6 protein-coding genes are annotated in these 23,486 nt (G+C 74.9%); all 6 read left to right on the top strand.

The window, feature by feature from the left end:
- On the top strand, positions 1-1,737 hold a 1,737-nt coding region (locus tag VGC13_RS00030), incomplete at its 5' end, for an amino acid adenylation domain-containing protein (RefSeq protein WP_331123131.1).
- 1,094 nt (positions 1,738-2,831) lie between these two features.
- Positions 2,832-5,378 carry a DUF5916 domain-containing protein gene (locus VGC13_RS00025; RefSeq protein ID WP_331123130.1) on the top strand — a complete coding sequence of 849 codons (2,547 nt, stop codon included), beginning with the start codon at positions 2,832-2,834 and terminating at the stop codon, positions 5,376-5,378.
- A 581-nt stretch (positions 5,379-5,959) separates the two neighbouring features.
- On the top strand, positions 5,960-12,106 hold the full coding sequence (locus tag VGC13_RS00020) for an amino acid adenylation domain-containing protein (RefSeq protein WP_331123129.1): 6,147 nt from the start codon (positions 5,960-5,962) through the stop codon (positions 12,104-12,106).
- Between the two features lie 5 nt (positions 12,107-12,111).
- Positions 12,112-15,393: an amino acid adenylation domain-containing protein gene (locus VGC13_RS00015; protein ID WP_331123128.1), complete on the top strand. Its 3,282-nt coding sequence runs from the start codon at positions 12,112-12,114 to the stop codon at positions 15,391-15,393.
- On the top strand, positions 15,390-18,230 hold the full coding sequence (locus VGC13_RS00010) for a type I polyketide synthase (RefSeq protein WP_331123127.1): 2,841 nt from the start codon (positions 15,390-15,392) through the stop codon (positions 18,228-18,230). The genes VGC13_RS00015 and VGC13_RS00010 overlap by 4 nt, the downstream gene beginning before the upstream one ends.
- 147 nt (positions 18,231-18,377) lie before the next feature.
- On the top strand, positions 18,378-23,486 hold a 5,109-nt coding region (locus tag VGC13_RS00005; protein ID WP_331123126.1), incomplete at its 3' end, for an amino acid adenylation domain-containing protein.

The following is a 23,486-nucleotide window of genomic DNA, read 5'->3' as shown; positions in this document are numbered from 1 at the left end:
TTCGTGACGTCGATCGTCGGCGTGCTGAAGAGCGGCGCGGCGTACGTCCCCGTCGATCCCACGTACCCGGAGCACCGTCTGCGGCACATGCTGGCCGACAGCGGCGCAAAGGCCGTCATCACCCGCGACCTGCTGGCGAAGGCCGCCGCCCCGGCGCTGGAGAACGCGGTGTCGCTGACGGCGGTTCTTTCGCTGGATGAGACGGACGCGGAGCTGGGCGCCAGCGTCCGCGTGCTGGGGCCGGCGGACCTCGCCGCGCAGCCGGATGCGATGCCGGAGGGTCGGCAGGTGCACCCGCGCGACCCGGCGTATCTCCTCTACACCTCCGGCTCCACCGGGCTGCCCAAGGGCGCCGTGGTGCGGCACGACGGCGCGGTGAACCACGTGTTCGCCGAGGCCGAGCTGCTGGGGCTGGATGATTCTCTCCGCTTCCTGCAGAGCGCCCCGGCCTCGTCCGACATCAGCGTCTGGCAGATGCTGGCGCCGCTGGTGCTGGGCGGACGCACGGTCATCGTCGACACCGACACCGTGGCGGACGCGGAGCGGCTGCTGGCGGTTCTGCGGGACGAAGCGGTGACGCTGTTCGAGCCCGTGCCCGCCGTCCTCCGCGGCCTGCTGGACCACGCCGCCGCGCTTGCGGCGGAGGAAAAGGCGCTCCCCGCCCTGCGCTGCGTAATGGCGACGGGCGAGACGGTGCCGGTGGACCTCGTGAACGACTGGCTGTCGGCGTATCCGGGGACGACGGTCGTGAACGCGTACGGCCCCACGGAGGCGTCGGACGACGTGACGCAGGCGGCGATCACGGCGCCGCTGCCCGCGGGGACGCACGCCGTCTCCATCGGCCGGCCGATCCCCAACCTGGACTGCTGGATCGTGGACGCGTCGATGGGCCTGGTGCCCGACGGCGCGCCGGGCGAGCTGTGCATCGGCGGCATCGCCGTGGGCGACGGCTACCTGGGGCAGCCGGCGCGGACGGGAGCGGCGTTCGTCCCCGACCCGTTCTCCGGCACCCCCGGCGCCATCCTCTACCGCACCGGCGACCGCGTCCGGCGCGGGGCGGACGGCCAGCTGGAGTTCCTGGGGCGCATCGACCAGCAGGTGAAGATCCGCGGCTTCCGCATCGAGCCGGGCGAGATCGAGATGGCCCTGCGCGCCCACGCCTCCATCGCCGACTGCGCGGTGGTGGTGCGCGGCGGGACGGAGCTGGCCGCCTTCCTGGTGGCCGCGCCGGGTGAACCGGTCGACGCCGCCGCGCTGCGCGAGCACCTGCGCGAGCGGGTGCCGGAGCACATGGTGCCCGCCGTCTTCATCCCCATGGACGCCCTGCCGCTGACCCCGGCGGGGAAGACGGACCGCCGCGCGCTGGAGGCCGACGCGCGGGGCGGAGTGGAGCCCGCCGCGGCGCATGTCGATCCGCGCACGCCCACGGAAGAGGTGCTGGCCGCCATCTGGGCGGAGGTGCTTCGCCGCGAGCGGGTGAGCGTGGAGGCGGACTTCTTCGAGCTGGGCGGCCACTCGCTGCTGGCCTCGATGGTCGCCGCGCGCGTGCGGCGCACGCTGGAGGTGGACCTGCCGCTGCGGCGCGTGTTCGAGCACACCACCGTGGCCACGCTGGCCGCGCACGTCGACGGGCTCGCCGGGGCGGTCCCGCGCGAGGCTCGCCCGTCGCTGCGCCGGATGGTGCGCGCCGTCCGGCTGGTGGGCGACGCCGGGGACGGGGTCCTGAAGACCCTGTAGACGCATCCGGGGGCAGGCGAGGGGGGGTGGGAAGGCCTGTGCCTTCCCGCTCCCCGGCGGGCGATCTACGGCGGCTCCGCCTGGCGGATGCCGGCCTTTGCCGCCCCGTCCACGGACCCGCGTTTCTGCCACCGCCGCACGCTCGCCGCTCCCTGGCGCCGGCGCCGCGGGTTCCGGTGCGGACAGGAAACAACGGGCCCGCCGCTCACGCGTATCGTACGCCAGGGTCCGCGCAGCGGGTGACGACTCACATGGAGCCGGATCCGGTATGAGCGGGAAGCCGCCGTGCCGGATCTCCGCTCCCCGTACGCGGGCATCATGGCGCGGCGGACGGACGTGATGCCGAACCCGGGAAAACAACACCTTCATGCGTACGGAGGAACAGGGTCAGACAGAGGAAGCCGGGATGATATTTCGACTCGCTTTCTCTGTCTGACTCCGTTCCTCCGTACGATGATTCTTTCAGGATCCGGCATGATCACGACAGGGACGCCGGTTCGCAGGCGCGTATCACCCGCAGGGCCACCGCGCCCGTCCTGCTACCCTGCGCTCCATCCCTGTCCCAATGTGTTGTTTTTGCGGCCTGAAGTGATCGTTGCTGATGCCGGTGCGGATTTCCTCCGTCTCCGCGACCCGGGTTTGTTTCGGCGAGCACCGGTTCTTCTGAATGGCCGTCGATCTCTATGCATAACAAAGATTTATGTGATTTGCTACACGTACGTTTATCAGGATTTTCGCTGCGTTGGGGAAGCGTGGGCCAACATTTCTTCTCAATTTTCACGACGGGAAACGTTGACAAGAACGGATGCTTCCGCGATAGTCATCGCATCATAGACTTACGCAGTCAGCGGTCCTTCTCCCGAACGGGCCGACGCCGCGAAGCACGCCGGGGCAACACCCCCCAGTGAGTGCGCGGCCGTCCCCTTTGCTCCGCTGGGTTCATTCCGTTTTCAGCGCAGTATCTCTCACGCCGCCACGCTGAGGCGGTCAGGCCGATCCACACATCCTGTCCCGGGCCCCACACGCCCGCCCCTTACCCGGCGGGCGCGCGGGCATGCCCGCGGAGTCCTTCGTTCAAACGCAGGAGCAGCAAGATGTTCGCGACCCGTGCGGTGTTCGTTTCCGGTTTGTTTCTGCTGATGGCGGGCCCCGCGGCCGCGCAGGGCGGCGGCGCGGCCTTCTCGGTGGCCGCGACGCGCGTGCAGGGCGCTCCCCCCGTGCTGGACGGGCGCCTGGACGAGGCGGTGTGGGCGGCGGCGCCGGTCTCGGGCGGATTCGTGCAGCGCGGGCCGCGGCCGGGCGCCCCGGCCAGCGCGGCCACGGAGGTCCGCGTGCTGTACACCGAGGGCGCGCTGTACGTGGGCGCGCGCCTGGCCGACGATCCCGACTCCATCGCCGCGCAGCTTTCCCGTCGTGACGACGGGAACACGTACTCCGACTGGATGTTCGTAATGCTCGACAGCGACGACGACAACCGGTCGGCGTACGTGCTGGGCGTGAACCCGCGCGAGGTGCAGCAGGACTTCATCGTCGCCGAGGACGGCGACCAGGACGCCACCTGGGACGCGGTGTGGGAGGTGCAGACGGCGGTGGACTCGGCGGGGTGGACGGCGGAGTTCCGCATTCCCCTGTCGCAGCTGCGCTTTACGCCGGGCAGCACCACCTGGGGCGTGAACTTTCAGCGGGTGGTGGCGCGGCGCGAAGAGACGGCCTACTGGGCGCCGATCCCGCCGGACGCCCCGGGCTTCGTGTCGCGCTTCGGCACGCTGACGGGGCTGACCGGGCTGGCCTCGCCCACGCGGCTGGAGCTGCGGCCGTACGCCGTGTCGCGCGTGACCCGCGCGCCCGGCGACGCGGACGATCCGTTCTACTCGCACAACGAGCCCTCGGTCGCCACGGGGCTGGACCTGCGCTACAGCCTGACCTCCAGCTTTACCCTGGCGGCCACGCTGAACCCGGACTTCGGGCAGGTAGAGGCCGACCCGTCGGAGGTGAACCTGACGGCGTTCGAGACCCGCTTTCCCGAGCAGCGTCCGTTCTTCGTGGAAGACTCGCGCCTCTTCCAGTTCAAGCTGGGCGGCAGCGCGGGCGACCTGTTCTATACGCGCCGCATCGGCGGCAGCCCGCGCGGCTCGGTGCCGGGCGACGCCGAGTTCGCGGACGTGCCCCAGCAGACCACCATCCTGGGCGCGGCCAAGCTTTCCGGCAAGACGGCCAGCGGCTGGTCGCTGGGCGTGCTGAGCGCGCTGACGGCCCGGGAAGAGGCGCGCTACACGGTGGGCGGCGCGCGCGAGGCGGTGGCGGTGGAGCCGCTCACCAGCTTCAGCGCCGCACGGGTGATGCGCGAGTTCAACGACGGCGGCACGGGGATCGGCGGCATCGCCACCTACGTGAACCGCCGGCTGGACGGCACGGCGCTGGACTTCATGCGCTCGTCCGCCCTGGCCGCGGGGATCGACGGACGCCACCGCTTTGGCGGCGGCAACTACGAAGTCAGCGGCTACATGGCCGGCAGCAGCGTGCAGGGAAGCCGGGAGGCCATCCTGCTGGCGCAGACCGGATCCGCCCGCCGCTTTCAGCGCCCCGACGCCGGGCACCTGGCGGTGGACAGCTCGCTCACCTCCCTGAGCGGGTGGGTGGGCAACCTCGAGGTGGGGCGCCTGGGCGGTCCGTGGACCTGGGAAGCGGGCGCCCGCGCCCGCTCGCCGGGACTGGAGATCAACGACTTCGGCTTCCAGCAGCAGACCGACCGCGCCGAGCAGTACGCCGGCCTGGGGTACGCCCAGTACGAGCCGGGGAAGAACTTCCGCAGCTGGTGGGTGCACGCCTTCCAGCGCCAGCAGTACACCTTTGGCCGCGAGTTCGTGGAGTTCTACATGAACCTGGACGGCGGACTGCAGCTGAACAACTTCTGGACGGGGAGCGCCACGGTGGAGCGGTGGCAGCAGGCGCGCTCGCCGGGCGAGCTGCGCGGCGGCCCGGCGCTGCGGACGTCCGGGTGGTCGCAGCTCACCGTGAACGTGGCCGGCGACCAGCGGCGCCGGGCCAGCTGGAACGTGGCCGCGCAGGGAAGCGTGGACGACGAGGCGGGGGGCTACGGGATCGGCGTGTACCCCGGGCTGTCGCTGCGCCCCTCGCCGCGGATCAGCCTGTCGCTGCAGCCGTCGCTGGCGTACAGCGTGGTGCCCGCCCAGTACGTGGACCAGCTCCGCGACGACGCCGGCGCCCCGCACTACCTGTTCGCCCGCCTGGAGCAGACCACGGCCGCGCTTACGGCGCGCCTGAGCTACACCTTTACCCCGCGCCTGTCGCTGCAGTACTACGCGCAGCCCTTCATCAGCAGCGGCCGGTACTCGGACGCGCTGGAGGTGGCCGACGCCAACGCCCGCGGCTTCGACGAGCGGTTCCGGCCCTACGCGCTGGAAGAGATGCCGGACTTCAACTTCAAGCAGCTGCGCAGCAACGCGGTGCTGCGGTGGGAGTACCGGCCGGGAAGCACCCTGTTCGTGGTGTGGAACACCGACCTGCAGGACGAAACCCCGGTGGGCACGTTCGACCTGACCCGCGACGCGCGCCGCCTGTTCGGCGCCGACGGCACCAACGTGCTGCTGATCAAGCTCAGCTACTGGCTGGGGATCTGAGCCGGAGCCGGGCGAGGAGGCGCCATTGCGCCCTTCGCCCGGGGCGGAACGGGGACGACGACGGCACGACGGCACGCGGGTCCGGCAGCGGGCCCGCGGCCATCCGCCGCGTCCCTCTGCACGTCCGGAGCAAGGCGTCCACGCGGTGGCCGTTGAGGGACGCATGGATGATCTCATCATGATTTTTGTCCTGATCCATATTGCCGGTCTGGAGTGACTTAGGCCGCGGGCCCGGCCGGCAAGCAAAGTTAATCGGTATTATCGATAATAAAATCTGTCTTGACAGGTGTTTTGGAGTTCTGGTAGATTTCCCGCCGAATGGTGCCTGCCGCCCCCTGGGGGCCGCATCCCCCGGCAACCATCCTCCTCTCGGTAAAAGCATCCGATGTATCAGGCAGTGTCGATGCCGGAGTGGTCCCGGCAGTTGTGCGCCGTACCTTCGCGGGCAGCCGTCCCTTCCATGCCCGCCGGCCATGTCGTCGCAGCGCTCTGAAGCCCTTTCCGCACGCCACGAAGAAAGCCCGGCCACTTCCGCCTCCGCGTCCCGGATCGTTTCCGGCACCCGCGCGGACGGGGGTTCGGTGAGCTTCTTCTTCGTGCTGCGCCTGGCTGCCCCCGTGGACGCCGGGGCGCTGGGCCGCGCCGTGGACGAGGCCTTCCGCCGCCACCTGGACGCCGCCGGCCATGCCGCCGCGCCCGCCGAGGGGTTGCTGCGGACGGAGCTCGTACCGTGCGCAGACTGGCCCCATACGGACGACATGCTCCGGGACCTTGCCGCGGTGCACGCCGCTCTCCTTCCCGGCGCCAGGAACCAGCCCGGCCGCGCAATCCTTCTGGACGGTGGCGCAAACAGCGCGCTGGTCCTGGTGGTGTGCGCGGACGCGGCGGCCGGCGCCGACCGCCTGCCCCGCGAGGTAGAGATGCTTTACGACGCGTTCTCCCGCGGCGGCGAGGCCCCGCGGGCCAGGCCGGCCGCCGCCGCGCCTTCCTGCTGGGAGCGCCGCCTGTCGGGCGCCCCGCCCCTTCTGGAGCTGCCCACCGACCGTCCCCGCCCCGCCGCCCCCACGGGCGAGACGGGCGCCGTGCCGCTGCGGCTTTCCGCCGAGGCGGTGACGGCCATGCGCGCACGTGCCGCGTCGCGCGGCACCACGCTGGCGACCGCGCTGAACGCGGCGTTCGGCCTGCTGATGCACCGCTGGTCGGGCGCCCGGGAGATGGTGATCGGCACCTCCGAGGGCGCGGCGTGGCTTCCCCTGCGGGTAGACCTGTCGGGCGATCCGGACTTCGGCGTGCTCCTTGAGCGCGTCCAAGGCGCCAGCGGTAGTACACTTTGTCTGGGTTGTGATTCCTTCGGAGCGCTGCTGGAGGCGCTGAAGGTGGAGCGCACCCCGGCCTACGCCCCGCTGTTCCAGGCGGGGGTGGCGGTGGGCGCCACGGACCAGGCGCCGGCGGGGATCGAGGGTGCGCCGCTTGACCTGGTGTTTGCGCTGTGCCCGGACGGCGAGGGGATGCGGGGGACGGCGCGGTTCCGCGCGGACCTGTTCGACGCGGCCACGGTGGCGCGGATGGCGGAGCACCTGGAGCTGCTGGTGCGCGGCGCCGCGGCGAACCCGGAGCTGCCCGGGACGGTGCACGGGCTGCTCCCGGCCCCGGAGCGCGAGACGATCGTGGGCGTGTGGGGGAGCACGGCCGTGGACTTTGGCCCCGACACCACGCTTTCCCGCGCGCTCGAGGCGCAGGTGGCGCGCACCCCCGACGCGCCGGCCGTGACCTTCGAGGGCGAGACGATCACCCGCCGCGAGCTGAACGCGCGCGCCAACCGCCTGGCGCACCGGCTGCGCGCCATGGGCGTGGGGCCCGAGGTGGCCGTGGCGGTGGTGATGGAGCGGTCGTTCGAGATGGTGGTCGCCCTCTACGGCGTGCTGAAGGCGGGCGGCCTGTACGTGCCCGTGGACCCGGCCAACCCGGCGGAGCGCGTGGCCTACATGCTGGCGGACTCGGCCGCGACGGTGGTGCTGACGCAGGCGCGGCTGGCCGACACCCTGCCGGAGTCGCACGCCACCGTCGTCGAGCTGGACGCCACCGACCTTTCCGGCGAGAGCGACGCCAACCCCGAAGGCGGCGCGGAGCCGGGGAACCTGGCCTACATCATCTACACCTCGGGCTCCACGGGCCGCCCCAAGGGCGCCATGAACGAGCACCGGGGGGTGATGAACCGCCTGCGCTGGTTCCAGAGCCACTATGGCCTGGGCCCGTCGGACGTGGTGGTGCAGAAGACCCCGTTCAGCTTCGACGTGAGCGTGTGGGAGCTGTTTGGCGCCCCGCTGGCGGGGGCGCGGCTGGTGGTCGCCGCCCCGGGCGCGCACCGGGAGCCGGCGGCCATGGCGGAGCTCGTCCGCCGCGAGGGGATCACGGCCATCCACTTCGTCCCGTCCATGCTGGGGGTGTTCCTGGAGCACCCCGCCGCGCGCGAATGCCCGACGATCCGCCGCGTTTTCTGCTCCGGCGAGGCGCTGACGGCGGAGCTGCAGGAGCGCTGCTTCGCGGTGCTGGGGGGCGTGCAGCTGCTGAACCTGTACGGGCCCACGGAGGCCGCCGTGGAGGTGACCCACTGGCCCTGCGTGCCGGGGACCGTCCGCGCCCACGTGCCGATCGGGTTCCCGGTGGCGAACACGCGGATGCACGTGCTGGACGGCCGCGGCGCCATGGTGCCCGTGGGCATCCCCGGCGAGCTGCACATCGGGGGCGTGCAGGTGGCGCGCGGCTACTGGAACCGTCCCGCGCTCACGGCCTCGGTCTTCGTCCCCGATCCGTTCGGCGAGCCGGGGGCGCGGATGTACCGCACCGGCGACCGCGCCCGGTGGCGGACGGACGGCGCCATCGAGTACCTGGGCCGCCTGGACTTCCAGGTGAAGATCCGCGGGCTGCGCATCGAGACGGGGGAGATCGAGGCCGCGCTGCTGCGGCATCCCGGCGTGCGCGACGTGGTCGTCCTGGCGCGGCCCGACGCCGCGGGCGAGACGGCGCTGGTGGCGTACGCCGTTCCCGGCCCGGACGCGCCGGCCGCCGCCGAGCTGCGGACGCACCTACGCGCCGGGCTCCCGGCGTACATGGTCCCCGCGGCGTTCGTGTTCCTGGACGCGTTTCCCCTGACGGGAAGCGGCAAGGTGGACCGCCGCGCCCTTCCCGCGCCCGACGCCTCGGCGTTCGGCGCCGGCGAGGCGTTCACGGCGCCCAGGACGCCGACGGAGGACGTGCTGGCGGCGATCGTCGCGCAGGTGCTGCGGCGTCCGCGGGTGAGCGCGGACGAGGACTTTTTCGGGATGGGCGGCAACTCGCTGAGCGCCATCCGCGTGACGGGGCGCGTGCAGGAGGTGCTGGGCGTGGCCCTGCCGCTGCGCGTGTTCTTCGACACGCCCACGGTGCAGGGGGTGGCGGCCGCGGTGGACCGGCTGGTGAGCCGCGTGGACGGCGAGTTCGACGCCCCGCCGCCGGTGACGGCCGTGGAGCACGACGCCGAGCCGCCGCTTTCCTGCTGGCAGGAGCAGCTCTGGTTCGTGGACCAGATGCAGCCGGGCAACTACTACAACGTGCCGTGCGTCCTGCGCCTGAGCGGCCCGCTGGACGTGGACGCCCTGTCGCGCGCCCTCGACGAGGTGGTGCGCCGCCACGACGCGTACCGCACGGTGATCCAGCCCCGCGGCGACGGCTGGGTGCAGCGCATCCTTCCCCCGTTCTCGCTGGACCTGGTCCCGGTCGACCTTTCCGCGCTGCCGGAGGCGGAGCGCGAGGCCGAGGCCAGGCGCAGGGCGTCGGACGAGGCCAACCGCCGCTTCGACATGACCCACGGGCCGCTGGTCCGCGCGGCGCTGCTGCGGCTGGCCGGCGACGAGCACGTGCTGGCCCTCGTGGCGCACCACATCGTCACCGACGGGTGGAGCATCGTGGTCACCTGGCGCGAGGTGTCGGCGCTGTACGCGGCGTTCACGCGCGGCGAGGCGTCGCCCCTGGCCGAGCTGCCGGTGCAGTACGCCGACTACGCGGTGTGGCAGCGCCGGAACCTCCAGGGCCCGCGGGTGCGGGCGCAGGCGGAGTGGTGGCGCGCGCAGCTGGCCGGCGCCCCCGCGCTCCTGGAGCTGCCGTCGGACCGCCCGCGCGCGGCCGCCCCGTCGTTCCGCGGCGGACTGGTGCCGGTAACGATCCCCCGCGAGACGGTGGAGCCGCTGCGCGCCGTGGCCCGCCGCGAGGGCGCCACCCTGTACATGGTGCTGCTGGCGGGGTGGAGCGCGCTGCTTTCGAAGTACTCCGGGCAGACGGACGTGGTGGTCGGCGCGCCGATCGCCGGACGCCCGCAGCCGGAGCTGGAGCGGATGGCCGGCCTGTTCGTGAACGTCCTGGCGGTGCGGACGGAGCTGGCCGACGACCCCGCGTTCGCGGCGCTCGTCCGCCGGGTGCGCGAGACCACGCTGGGTGCGTACGCGCGGCAGGACCTGACCTTCGAGCAGCTGGTGGAGGCGGTGCAGCCGGTTCGCACGCTGGCGCACAGCCCCATCTTCCAGGTGGTGTTCTCGTACGAGGACGCGCCGTGGGAAGGGCTGTCGCTTCCCGGCATCGCCGTGCGCGGGGCGCGGCACGCGCCCGACTTCGCCAAGCTGGACCTGGAGCTGTCGCTGTACGAGTCGGACGGGGGCGTGCAGGGAACGCTGTGCTACGCGTCGGACCTGTTCGACGAGGCGACGGCGGTGCGCTTCGGCACCCAGTTCGCCGCGCTGCTGCGGGCGGCGGCCCACGCGCCCGAAACGCCGGTGTCGCGCCTGTCGCCGCTGATGGAGGACGAGCGCCGGGCCCTGCTGGCGTCGTGGACGCCGGCGCCGCGGGCGTATCCCCCGTCCACCGTGCACGCCCTGTTCGCCGAGCAGGCGCGGGCCACGCCGCACGCGCGGGCCGTGGGCACGGCGGCGGGCGGATACACGTACGCCGCGCTGGAGGCGCGCGCCAACCGCCTTGCCTGGCACCTGCGGGCGGCCGGCGTGGGCGCCGAGACGCGCGTGGGCGTGTCGCTGGAGCGGTCGCCGGAGCTGGCGGTGGCGCTGCTGGCCATCCTCAAGGCCGGGGGCGCGTACGTGCCGCTGGACCCCGCGTATCCCGCGGAGCGCCTGGCGTTCATGCTGCGCGACGCCGGCGTCTCCGTCGTGGTGACGGACACGGCGCTGGCGGCGGCGCTGCCGCTGGACGGCGTTCCCGCGGTGCGGCTGGACGCGGAGGCCGACGTGATCGCGCTCCGTCCCGGCGGCGCGCCCGCGGACGTGTGCGCGCCGGACTCGCTGGCGTACGTGGTCTACACCTCCGGCTCCACCGGCACCCCCAAGGGCGTGGCCGTGCCGCACCGCGCCGTCGTCCGCCTGGTGCGCGGCGCCGACTTCGCGGCGCTCGGCGCCGACGAGGTGTTCCTGCAGCTGGCGCCCGTGGCGTTCGACGCCTCGACCTTGGAGGTGTGGGGCGCGCTGCTGAACGGGGGCCGCATCGCCCCGTTCCCGGGGGCGATGCCTTCGCTCGAAGAGCTGGGCGCCTTCATCCGCGAAGAGGGCGTCACCACCCTCTGGCTTACCGCGGGCCTCTTTCACCGCATGGTCGACGCGCGGCTGGCGGACCTGGCCGGCGTGCGGCAGCTGCTGGCCGGCGGCGACGTGCTTTCGCCGCCGCAGGTGGCGCGCGCGCTGGCCGGGCTGCCGGGGGTGCGGCTGATCAACGGCTACGGGCCCACCGAGAACACCACCTTCACCTGCTGCCACACCATCCGTCCGGGCGACGCCGGGCGGGCGTCCATCCCGCTGGGCCGCGCCATCGCGGGGACGCGGGCGTACGTGCTCGACGCGGCCCTGGCCCCCGCGGCCGAAGGCGTGCCCGGCGAGCTGTTCGCCGCGGGCGACGGGCTGGCGCGCGGCTACCTGGGGCGCGCGGCGCTCACGGCCGGGCGCTTCCTCCCCGATCCGTTCGGCGAGCCGGGGGGGCGGATGTACCGCACGGGCGACCGCGTGCGCCGGCTGCCGGACGGCACGCTGGAGTTCCTGGGCCGGCTGGACCAGCAGGTCAAGGTGCGGGGCTTCCGCATCGAGACGGGCGAGATCGAGGCGGCGCTGGCCGCCCACCCCGCCGTGCGCGCCGCCGCCGTGACCGTGCACGCCGACGCCACGGGCGAGCGGTCGCTGGTGGCGTACGTGGCCGCGGACGGCGAACCCGCCGCCGCCGAGCTGCGGGCGCACCTGCGGGCGCGGCTTCCGGACTACATGGTCCCGGCCTCGTTCGTCTCCCTGGCCGAGCTGCCGCTGACCCCCAACGGCAAGGTGGACCGCCGCGCGCTTGCCGCGCCGCGGGCCGCCGCCGCGCCCGCCGCGGAGTACGTGGCGCCGCGCACCGAGACCGAAAAGGCCCTGGCCGGCATCTGGGCCGAGGTGCTGGGCGTGCCGCGGGTGGGCGTGAACGACGACTTTTTCGGCACGGGCGGGCACTCGCTGCGCGCCATGCAGGCGGCCTCGCGCACACGGGACGTGCTGCAGGTGGCGGTGTCGGTGCGCGCCTTTTTCGAGCACCCCACGCTGGGCGCCCTGGCCGCCGAGGTAGAGCGGCTGCTGGTGGCGCAGGGGACGATGAGCGTGGCCGGCATGGCGCCCATCGCGCGCCATGCCCGCCGCACCATGACCGACCGCAAGCCGACGGGTGCCCTGTGAGCCTGATGGAAACTCCCGCCGTGCCCGGCGCCGTGCAGGCGCCGGACCTTTCGGAGGCGTTCGTCCTTCCCGCGTCGTTTGCCCAGCGGCGCCTGTGGGTGCTGGACCAGATGGCGGCCGCGGGCGGGGCGTACGGTATTCCCGGCGGGCTGCGCCTGCGCGGGGCCCTCCGGGTGGACGCCCTGTGCGCCGCCCTGGACGAGGTGATCGTCCGGCACGAGGTGCTGCGCACCGTGTTCGCCGTCGAAGAGGGTGAGCCCGTGCAGCTGGTGCTTCCCGCGCCGGCGCTGGCGCTGGAGCGGGCCGACCTGTCGCCGCTGCCGGCGGCGGAGCGCGAGGCCGGGCTGCTGGCGCGCCGCCGGGCGGTGGCCGCCGCCCCGTTCGACCTGGAGCACGGCCCGCTCTTCCGGACCGAGCTGCTGCGGCTTTCGGACGACGACCACGTGCTGCTGTGGAACGTGCACCACATCGTGGCCGACGGGTGGAGCATCGGCGTGCTGGTGCGCGAGCTGTCGGTGCTCTACGCCGCGTTCGCGGAGGGCCGGGAGTCGCCGCTCCCGGAGCTGCCGATCCAGTACGGCGACTTTGCGGCGTGGCAGCGCGAGTCGCTGCGGGGCGCGGCGCTGGAGGCCGGGATGGCGTACTGGCGCGGCCGCCTGCGCGGCGCCCCCGCGCTGCTGGAGCTGCCCACCGACCGTCCGCGCCCCGCGGTGCAGGAGTACCGCGGCGCGTGGGCGCCCGTGCGCCTGGACCCGGCCACCACCGCGCGGCTGCGCGCCCTGGCCCGCCGCGAGGGCGCCACGCTGTACATGGTGCTGATGGCGGGGTGGACGGCGCTGCTGGCCCGCTACTCCGGCCAGACCGACGTCGTCGTCGGCTCGCCGATCGCGGGCCGGGTGCGGCCGGAGCTGGAAGGGCTCATCGGCTGCTTCGTCAACACCCTGGTGCTGCGGACGGACCTTTCCGGCGACCCCGCCTTCGGCGAGCTGCTGCGCCGCGTGCGCGAGGCGACGCTGGGCGCCTACGCGCACCAGGACGTCCCCTTCGAGCGGCTGGTCGAAGACCTTCAGCCCGGGCGCAGCCTGGGGCACAACCCGCTCTTCCAGTCGTTCCTGGCGCTGGACAACACCCCCCAGGGCGACGGCGGCTTCGGCGGCCTGACGGTGGAGGGGGTGGATCCCGTGGGCGCCACGGCCAAGTTCGACCTGTCGCTGCTGGTGCGCGACGCCGGCGACGCCATCGAGGGGGTGCTGGAGTACCGCACCGACCTGTGGGAGGCGCAGACCGCGCGGCGGATGATCGGCCACCTGGGGACGCTGATGGCCGCCGCGGCGGCGGACCCCTCGCTGCGCCTGTCGGCCCTGCCGCTGATGGACGCGGCCGAGCGCGGAACGGTGGTGGAGGGATGGAACGCCACGGCCCGCGCGTGGCCGGCGGACGCCACCGTGCACGGCGAGATCGCGCGGCAGGCGGCGCGGACGCCCGGCGCCCCCGCCGTGGTCTTTGGCGGCGCGGCGCTGACGTACGCGCAGCTGGACGCCGCCGCCAACCGCCTTGCCCGCCGCCTGCGCGCGCTGGGCGCCGGGCCCGAAGCGCCCGTGGGCATCTGCCTGGAGCGCTCGGCGCAGACGGTGGTGGCGATGCTGGCGGTGCTCAGGACGGGCGCGCCGTACCTGCCGCTGGATCCCGCGTATCCCGCGGACCGCCTGGCGTACATGCTGGCCGATTCCGGCGCCCGGGTGCTGGTGACGCAGTCGTCGCTCCGCGCGCCGGAGGCGGAGGGCGTGCGCGTGACGACGGTGGACGGCGATGCCGGCGCGATCGCGGCGGAGCCGGCGGAGGCGCTGGCCGAAGCGGCCCACCCGGACAACGCGGCGTACGTCATCTACACCTCCGGATCCACCGGCCGTCCCAAGGGGGTGGAGGTGACGCACGCCAACGCCGTCAGCTTCTTCGCCGGGATGGACGCGCGCGTGGGCGGGCCCGTCCCCGGCACCTGGCTGGCGCTTACGCGCACCGGCTTCGACATCCACGTGCTGGAGCTGCTGTGGACGCTGGCCCGCGGCTTCAGGGTGGTGGTGCAGCCCGAGGCGGAGCAGGCCGGGGACGACGAAGGGATCCCCGAGCAGATCCGCCGCCACGGCGTGACCCACATGCAGTGCACGCCCAGCCTGGCCGCGCTGCTGATCGCCGAGGCGGGGGTGGATGCGCTCGCCCCGCTGCGCCGCCTTCTGCTGGGCGGCGAGGCGCTCCCCCCCGCGCTGGCCGCGCAGATCCGCACCGTCCTTCCCGACGGGCTCGTCAACATGTACGGCCCGACGGAGACGACGGTCTGGTCCACCACGCACGACGTGGCCGGCGAGGCGGCCTCCATCCCCGTGGGCAGGCCCATCGCCAACACCCGCGTCTACGTGCTGGACGCCGCCCTGCGCCCGCAGCCGACCGGGGTTTCCGGCGAACTGTTCATCGGCGGGCCGGGGGTGACGCGCGGCTACCACGCGCGCCCCGGGCTCACCGCCGAGCGCTTCGTTCCCGATCCCTTCTCCGTGCGGCCCGGGATGCGGCTGTACCGCACCGGCGACCGCGCGCGGTGGCGGGCCGAGGGGGTGCTGGAGTACTCCGGCCGGCTGGACGGGCAGGTAAAGATCAAGGGCGTGCGCATCGAGACCGGCGAGGTCGAGGCCGCGCTGCGCCTGCACCCCGCCGTGCGCGAGGCCGCCGTGGCCGTGCGGACGACCCCGGGCGGCGAGCCGCGGCTCGTCGGCTGGGTGGTGCCCGAAGGCGCCGCGCCCGAAGCGCACGTCCTGCGCACCCACCTGCAGTCGCGGCTGCCGGAGGCGATGGTCCCCACCGCGTTCGTGTGGATGGAGGCCATCCCCCTGACCCCCAGCGGCAAGACCGACCGCAACGCCCTGCCGGAGCCGGAGCCGCCGGCCCCGCGGGCCCTGGTCCCCGCCGACGGCGAGGGCGAGGCCGAGCTGGCCGCCCTGTGGCGCGAGCTGCTGGGCGTGGAGCAGGTGGGGGCCGAGGACAACTTCTTCGACCTGGGCGGCCACTCGCTCCTTGCCGCGCGCCTGTACCGGAGCCTGCGCGAAACGGCGCCGGGGCTGACCATGCTGGACCTGTTCGCGTACCCCACCGTCCGCTCGCTCGCCGCGTTCCTGCGCGGCGGCGCGCCGGGCGGCACCGAGGCCGCCCGCGAGGCGGGCGAGGCGCGGCGCGAGATGCGGTCGCGCCACCAGGACCGGCTTGCCCGCCGCCGCGCGGCGGCGGAGGGGGCGCCGTGAGCGACGCGATGGAAACCGGCGTCCCCGAGGGGATCGCCATCGTGGCGGTGGCGGGGCGCTTTCCCGGCGCCGGCACCCCCGAGGCGCTGTGGCGGCTGCTGCTGGACGAGCGCGAGGGGATCACCTTCTTCACCGGCGACGAGCTGCGCGCGGCGGGGGTGCCGGAGCACGTCCTGGCCGACCCCGACTACGTGCGCGCCGCCGGCGTGCTGCGGGGGGTGGAGCAGTTCGACGCGGGGTTCTTCGGGATGACGCCCGCCGAGGCGGCGCTCACCCCGCCGGAGCACCGGCTGTTCCTGGAGTGCGCCTGGGAGGCGCTGGAGCGCTGCGGCCACACCGCCCGCGGCCGGCGCGTGGGCGTGTTCGGCGGCACGGGCTTCAACGGCTACCTGCTGCAGAACGTATGGCCCGCCGTGCAGGCCGGCACCCGCGGCTTCTTTCCGATGGTGCTGGCCAACGCGGCCGACCACCTGGCCGCGCGCGTGGCGTACCGCCTGGACCTGCGCGGCCCCGCCATCAGCGTGCAGGCGGCGTGCAGCACCTCGCTGGTGGCCGTGCACCAGGCCTGCCAGAGCCTGCTGACGGGCGAGTGCGAGCTGGCGCTGGCCGGCGGCGCCAGCGTGGGCGTGCCGCTCGACCACGGCTACCTGTACGAGGAGGGCGGCATCCTTTCTCCCGACGGCCGCTGCCGCCCGTTCGACGCGCGCGCCCAGGGAACGGTGCCCAGCAGCGGCGTCGCCCTGGTGGCGCTGCGCCGGGTCGAGGACGCGCTGGCCGACGGCGACCCGATCCTGGCGGTCATCCGCGGCAGCGCCGTCAACAACGACGGCGCGGGCAAGATGGGGTACGCGGCGCCCAGCGTGGACGGGCAGGCGGCCGTGATCGCCGAGGCGCTGGCCGTGTCGGGCGTGGACCCGGCCACGGTGGGCTACGTGGAGGGCCACAGCACCGGCACCGCCCTGGGCGACCCCATGGAGGTCGCGGCGCTCACCCGCGTCTACGGCGCCGCGCCGCGCGGCGGGCCGCGCATCCGCATCGGCAGCGCCAAGGCCAGCCTGGGGCACACCGACACGGCGGCGGGGGTGACGGGGCTGATCAAGGCGGTGCTCTCGCTGCACCACCGCCGCATCGTGGCCACGCCGCACTTCCAGGCGCCCAACCCGGCCATCGACTTTGCCGCCACCCCGTTCCAGGTGGCGGACGAGGGGCTGGAGTGGACGGCGGAGGGCGCCGCCCCGCGCCGCGCCGGCGTCAGCTCGTTCGGGATGGGCGGGACCAACGTGCACGTGGTGATCGAAGAGGCGCCCCGCGTCCCCGCGCAGCCGGCGCGCCGCCCCTGGCAGCTGCTGACGCTTTCCGCCCGCACCGACGCCGCGCTGGCGCAGGCCCGCGCGGAGCTGGCGGCGCACCTGCGCACGGAGGACGTGCCGCTGGCGGACGCCGCCTACACGCTGCAGGCCGGCCGCCAGGGGTTCGCGGTGCGCTGCGCCGTGGTCGCGGCCGACGCGGAGAGCGCCGCGGCGGCGCTGGAGGGCGGGGCGGGGGTGGTGTCGGGGCGCGCGGGACCGTCCGCGCCGCCGGTGGCCTTCCTGTTTCCCGGCCAGGGCGCGCAGTACCCCGGGATGGGGCGCGGCCTGTACGAGACGGAGCCGGCGTACCGCGCCGCGATCGACCGGTGCGCGGCGCTGCTGCGCCCGCACGTCGGCGAGGACCTGCGCGCGCTGCTCCATCCCGCGCCCGGGGGCGGGGACGCGGCGGCGGAGCGGCTGCGGAGCACGACGATCGCCCAGCCCGCGCTGTTCGCGACCGCGTACGCCACGGCGATGCTGTGGATGGAGTGGGGGGTGCGCCCGGCCGCCATGCTGGGCCACGGCATCGGCGAGTACGCGGCGGCGTGCCTGGCCGGCGTGTTCGCGCTGGAAGACGCGGTGTCGCTGGTGGCGGCGCGCGGACGGCTGGTGCAGGCGCTTCCCCGCGGCGCGATGCTCTCCGTCGCCCTGCCGGTGGACGAGGCGCGCGCGCTGCTGGGCGCCGGGCTGGCCGTGGCCGGCGACGACGCGCCGGACCGCTGCGTGGTGTCGGGGACGGAGGCGGCGGTGGCGGCGCTGGAGGCGCGGCTGGCCGGGACGGAGGTGCGCCACGCGCGGCTGGACACGCCGCACGCCCTCCACTCGCCCATGATGGACCCGGTGCTGGACGAGTTCACCGCCCTGGTGGCCCGCGTGCCCCGCCGCGCGCCGGAGCTGCCGTGGATCAGCAACGTCACGGGAACGTGGATCACGGTGGACGAGGCGCGGGACCCGGCGTACTGGGCCCGGCACCTTCGCCGGACCGTCCGCTTTCGCGAGGGCGCCCGGACCCTGCTGGCGCTGCCGGACGTGGTGATGCTGGAGGTGGGCCCGGGACGGAGCCTGTCGGCGCTGATCGAGGCGCAGGAGGGCGCGGCGGACGCGCGGAGGGTGGCGTCCATGCGCCAGCCCGGCGAGGCCGCGGACGACGTCGCGTTCATCCAGCGCGCCCTGGGCAGCCTGTGGGCAGAGGGCGTGGAGGCCGACTGGAGCGGCGTGTGGAAGCACGAGCGCCGCCGCCGCGTGCGGCTTCCCACGTACCCGTTCCAGCGCTCGCGCCACTGGATCGACGCGCCCGCGCGCACGCCGGCGGCTTCCGAAGCCGCCGCGGCACTCCCCGCGAGCGCGACCGCCGAGACCGTTCCCCTCGAGGCCCTGGAAGCGCTCATCAGCGGGCAGATCCAGCTGATGTCGCGACAGGCCCGGCTGCTGGCCGCGGCCGGCGATGCCGCCGCGGACGAAGGCGCCCCGCGCCAGGCCGGTTCATGAGCCGTACCCCCTTGCGCTCCCCTGCCGCCGGCACGCCGGACGGCCGCGCAAACCGATTTCTCACGTGTCCGCGCGCGCCGCGGCTCACGTTCAAGGCTTTTCCCCTCGAATCCATGAGGAGGCGCGGTGACGCCTGAGTCCAGTACGGTGGTTCATCCCGCGACGCCGCGGTACCTGCGCATCACGCAGCTGCTGCGCGACGAGTTCGGCCGGTTGTACGGGGTCGGCGCGGAGCAGGTCGAGCCCCACCATACGTTCCAGTCCCACGGCGCCGACTCGCTGCTGCTGCTGCGCGCCAGCCGCTACGTCCGCGACCAGTTCGGCGTGCGGGTGCCGTTCCGCGAGATGCTGGACGAGCTGAACACGCTGCACGCCCTGGCCGCGCACCTGGACCGCGCGCTTCCTCCCGAAGCGGAGCCGGTGGCCCGCGCCGCCGCGCCCGCCGCCGAAGCCCCCGCCATCGAAACGCCGGCCGTGGCCGCCGGGGCCGCCCCGGCGGCGAACGCGCCGGCTCCGGCGGTCCCGTCCGCGCCCGCCGCGGTGCTGGCGGCCGGCGCCACGGTGCTGGAGCGCATCATGGCCCAGCAGCTCGCGCTGATGGCCGAGCAGCTGAACGCTATCCGCGCCCACCCCGGCGCCACCGTCGCCTCGACGCCGCCGGCCGCGCCCGTGGTCCAGGCCGCGCCGGCCGCGCCGGGGGTGCAGACCGCCGACGCGGACGCCGGCACCGGCTTCGACACGCTGGATGAGGACGCGCCGCTGGACGCGCGCCGCGCCGCCCACGCCGCCGGCCTGGCGGAGCGGGTGGCGGCCCGGACGCCGGAGTCCGTCCGCGCCGCCCGGCGCGCCCGCCAGACCGTGGCGGACCCGCGCGGCGCCGCCGGACTTCGCCGCGGCTTCGGCGCGGCGGGCGGCGCGCTGGCCATCGACCGGGCGCGGGGCGGCCTGGTGACGGACGCGGACGGCAACGTCTACGTGGACCTGGAGATGGGCGGCGGCGCGCTGCCGCTGGGCCACGCCCCCGCCGTCGCCGCCGACGCGGTGCGCGCGGAGCTGGAGCGCGGCACCGCCTTCGGCGCGCGGACGGCGCTGGCCGCCGAGGCCGCCGAGCTGCTGCGGGAGATGATCGGGACGGAGCGCGCCGCCTTCGTGGCCTCGCGCGACGAGGCGGTGGCCACGGCCATGCGCGTGGCCCGCGCGGTGACGCGGCGCGACACCGTGGCCCTGTTCGCCGGCGCCGACCACGGCGCGGCGGACGGCGTGCTGGCGCGCCGCGCCCTCCCGGGCGGGGGAAGCATCCCCGCGGCGGGCGGCGTTCCCGCCGGCGCGGTGGAGAGCGTGCTGGTGCTGGACGACGGCGCCGCCGCCCTGGAGGCGCTGCGCGCCCGCGGGCCGCGGATCGCCGCGGTGATCGTGGATCCCACGCGCGCCCCGCACGCCGAGATGGAGCCGGGCGAGTTCCTGCGCGCCCTGGCGCGCGTCTGCGCCGACGCCGGCGCCGCGCTGATCGTGGACGAGGGCGCGACGTTCCCGCACCTTCCCGGCGGCGCCGCGCGCCAGCACGGGATCGACGCGGACCTGGTGGTGCTCGGCGCCGCCATCGCGGGCGGCGCGCCGCTGGGCGCGGTCGCCGGGCGCGCGCGGTACCTGGACGCGCTGGATGGCGCCGAGCGCACCCTGCTCCCCGGCTCCAGCGCCCCGGCCCTGTCGATCGCGGCGGCCCGCGCGGTGCTGGCCCACGTGCGCGCGGAGGGCGACGCCTTCTACGCCGGCCTGTCGCGCCGCGCCGGTGCGCTGGCCGCCGCGCTCCGCGAGGCCTTCGGCGAGCTGCCCACCGTGGTGGTGAACGTGCACGGCGCCCGCGTGGCCCTGCGCGGCGACGCCGACGACCTGCACGCGCTGCGCCTGCACCTGCGCGTCCGCGGCGTGCACCTGCCCGCGAACGGCGTGTGCCACCTCTCCATCGCGCACACCGACTCGGACCTGGACGCCGCCCGCGCCGCCCTTCGCGGCGCCGCGGCCGAGATGCGCCGCGCCGGCTTCCTGGGCGCGTCGGTGGAGGAAGCCGCCGCCGGGGCCGCCGTATCCGCCGAGGCCACCGTATCCGCCGAAGCCGCCGTATCCGCCGAGGCCGCCGTATCCACGGACGCCGCCGTATCCACCGAGGCCGCCGTATCCACCGGCGCCGTGACGGCCGCGGCGGACGTGGAGGCCGCGGAGCAGACGGAGGTGATCACGCTGCCGCTGACGGCTTCGCAGCGCGAGCTGTGGCTGGTGGCGCAGATGTCGGAAGAGGGCGCCGCCGCCTACAACGAGCCGATGGGGATGCGCATCCGCGGGGCGTTCGACGCCCGGGCCATGCAGGCCGCGTGGAACGACCTCATCGCCCGCCACCAGGCGCTGCGCACCCGCTTCGACGCCGGCGGCGACGCGCAGCACGTGGAGCCGTCGCTGCGCGTGGACGTGCCCGTCGTCGACCTGGGCGGCCTGGCGGCGGACGAGGCCGAGGCGCGGCTGCGGGCGCTGATCCCCGAGACCATCGCCGCGCCGTTCGACCTGGCGGCGGGGCCGCTGCTGCGCGCCCGCATCGTCCGCATGGCGCAGGACGACCACGCGCTGCTGTTCGTCATTCACCACGCGGTCACCGACGGCTGGTCGCTCTCGACCATCCAGGACGAGCTGCAGGCCCTGTACACGGCCCGCGCCACCGGCCGGCCGCACGGCTTGGCCGCGCCCGGCAGCTACGCCGCCGCGGTGATGGGGCGCGTGGACCCCGGGGCGCAGAAGGAGGCGCTGGAGCACTGGCGCGCCGAGTTGGCCGCGCCCGTTCCCGTGCTGGAGCTGCCGACGGACCGTCCCCGCGGCGCCACGCAGACCTTTCGCGGCGGCCGCGCCTACCACGCCATGGACCCGGCGGTGGTGCGGCGCGTCGCCGAGCTGGCCGACGCGCACGGCAGCACGCCGTACGCGGTGGAGTTCGCCGCCTTCCAGCTCTTCCTGCACCGCGTCACGGGCCAGGACGACGTGGTGGCGGGCACGCTGAGCGCCGGGCAGGCGTGGGACGACTGCGACCCCGCCGTGGGCTACTTCGCCGACCTGCTGCCGCAGCGCAGCCGCCTGGCCGGCGACCCCTCGTTCCGCGCGTACCTGCGGCAGGCCACCGGCCGGCTGATGGACGGGCTGGAGTTCCGCGGCATTCCCGTCAGCCGCCTGGCCGAGGCGCTGGAGCTGGCCCGCGACCCGTCGCGCCCGGCGCTGCTTCCCGTCTCGTTCACCTGGTCGCGCGCCGGCGCGGGCGAGCTGCGGATGGGCGGCGCGGTGGGCCAGCCGCTGGACGTGGACACGGGCGTGGCCCGCTTCGACCTTTCCGTGATCGCCATGGAGGCGGAGAACGAGGCGTGGCTGGAGGCCCAGTTCAACGCCGACCTGTTCGACACCGGGACCATCCAGCACTGGCTGGGGCACTTCCACACCCTGCTGGACGCGGCCACGGCGCAGCCGGAGACCCCGGTGCGCGCCCTTCCGCTCCTGTCGGCGGACGAGCGGCACCGCGTGCTGGAGACGTGGAACCGGAGCACGCCGGCCGACGTCGACGGCCTGCTTCTCCACACCCGCTTCGTCGGCCAGGCCGCGGCGACGCCCGGGGCCGTGGCGCTGGAGACGGAGGACGGCCCGGTGACGTACGCCGAGCTGGACGCCCGCTCCAACCGCATCGCGCACGCGCTGCGGACGGCGGGGGTGGGGCCGGACGCGGTGGTGGGGCTGGTCGCCGAGCGGAGCGCGGGGATGATCAGCGGGATGCTGGGCATTCTCAAGGCCGGCGGCGCGTACCTGCCGCTGGACCCGGCGCTCCCGGCCGACCGCCTGGCGTACATGATCGGCGACGCGCGCCCCCGCGCCCTGGTGGTGCAGGAGCACCTGATCGCCGGGCTCCCCGAGGCCGCCCTCCCCTTCGTCCGCATCGGCGAGACGGAGGCGGACGAGACGCTGCCCACCGCGGCGGTGGAGGCGGCCGCGACGCCGGCGAACCTGGCCTACGTGATCTACACGTCGGGATCCACCGGGCGTCCCAAGGGGGTGATGATCCCGCACCGCGGCATCTGCAACCGCGTGGCGTGGGTGGCCGGGACGTACCCCATGGACGCGTCGGACGCGACCCTGTTCAAGACGCCGTACACCTTCGACGCCAGCGTCTGGGAGCTGTTCCTTCCCCTGTGGACCGGCGGCCGCGTGGTCGTGGCGCGTCCCGGCGGGCACCAGGACCCGGCGTACCTGGTGGACACGATGGCGAAGCACGGCGTCACCACGCTGCAGCTCGTCCCCAGCATGCTGCAGGTGCTGGCGGTGCAGCCGGGGCTGGAGGCGTGCACCGCGCTCCGCCGCCTGTCGTGCGGCGGCGAGGCGTACCCGGTGGCGCTGGCCCGCGACGTCCGCGGCCGGCTGCCGGGGGTGGAGCTCATCAACCTGTACGGCCCCACCGAGGCGTCCATCGACGTCCTGTCCTGGCGCTACCGGGGGGATGAAGACGGCGGCCTGCTCCCCATCGGCACGCCGGTAAGCGGCACGCGGCTGTACCTGCTGGACGGCGCGCTGCGCCCGGTGGCGCCCGGCGCCCCCGGCGAGCTGTACGCCAGCGGCCCCGGCCTGGCCCGCGGCTACCTGTCGCGCCCCGGGATGACGGCGGAGCGGTTCGTCCCCGACCCGTTCAGCCCCGCGCCCGGCGCGCGGATGTACCACACGGGCGACCTGGCGCGCCACCGCGCCGACGGCGCCGTGGAGTTCCTGGGCCGCGCCGACGACCAGGTGAAGATCCGCGGCTTCCGCATCGAGCTGGGCGAGGTAGAGGCCGTGCTGGCCTCGTGCCCGGGGGTCGAGTCGACCGTGGCCGCCGTGCGCCCCGGCCCCGGCGGACCCACGCTGGTGGGCTACGTGGTCCCGGCCGCCGGCACGGCGCCCGCCGCGGCCGAGCTGCGCGAGCACCTGCGCCGCCGCCTTCCCGACTACATGGTCCCCGCGGCGTTCGTCACCCTCGAGACGCTGCCGCGCCTGCCGGGCGGCAAGGTGGACCGCAAGGCGCTTCCCGCGCCCCGCGCCGCCGGCTTCGCGGCCCGCGAGGGGTACGTGCCGCCCCGCTCGCCGGTGGAGTCGCTGCTGTGCGAGATCTGGAGCGAGGTGCTGAAGACGGGCCCGATCGGCGTGCACGAGCGCTTCTTCGACCTGGGCGGGCACTCGCTGAGCGTGCTGCAGCTGCTGGCC

It is taken from the genome of Longimicrobium sp., from assembly GCF_036399255.1.
In the GTDB taxonomy this organism is placed as follows: Bacteria; Gemmatimonadota; Gemmatimonadetes; order Longimicrobiales; family Longimicrobiaceae; genus Longimicrobium.
Note: the sequence above shows the minus strand (reverse complement) of the source record. Positions and strands in the feature narration are given on the sequence as shown.

What these genes read in the sequence shown, in the direction of transcription:
- VGC13_RS00015 (WP_331123128.1), top strand. Translation starts at nt 12,112, where the DNA reads ATGGAAACTCCCGCCGTGCCCGGCGCCGTGCAGGCGCCGGACCTTTCG.
- VGC13_RS00025 (WP_331123130.1), top strand. Translation starts at nt 2,832, where the DNA reads ATGTTCGCGACCCGTGCGGTGTTCGTTTCCGGTTTGTTTCTGCTGATG.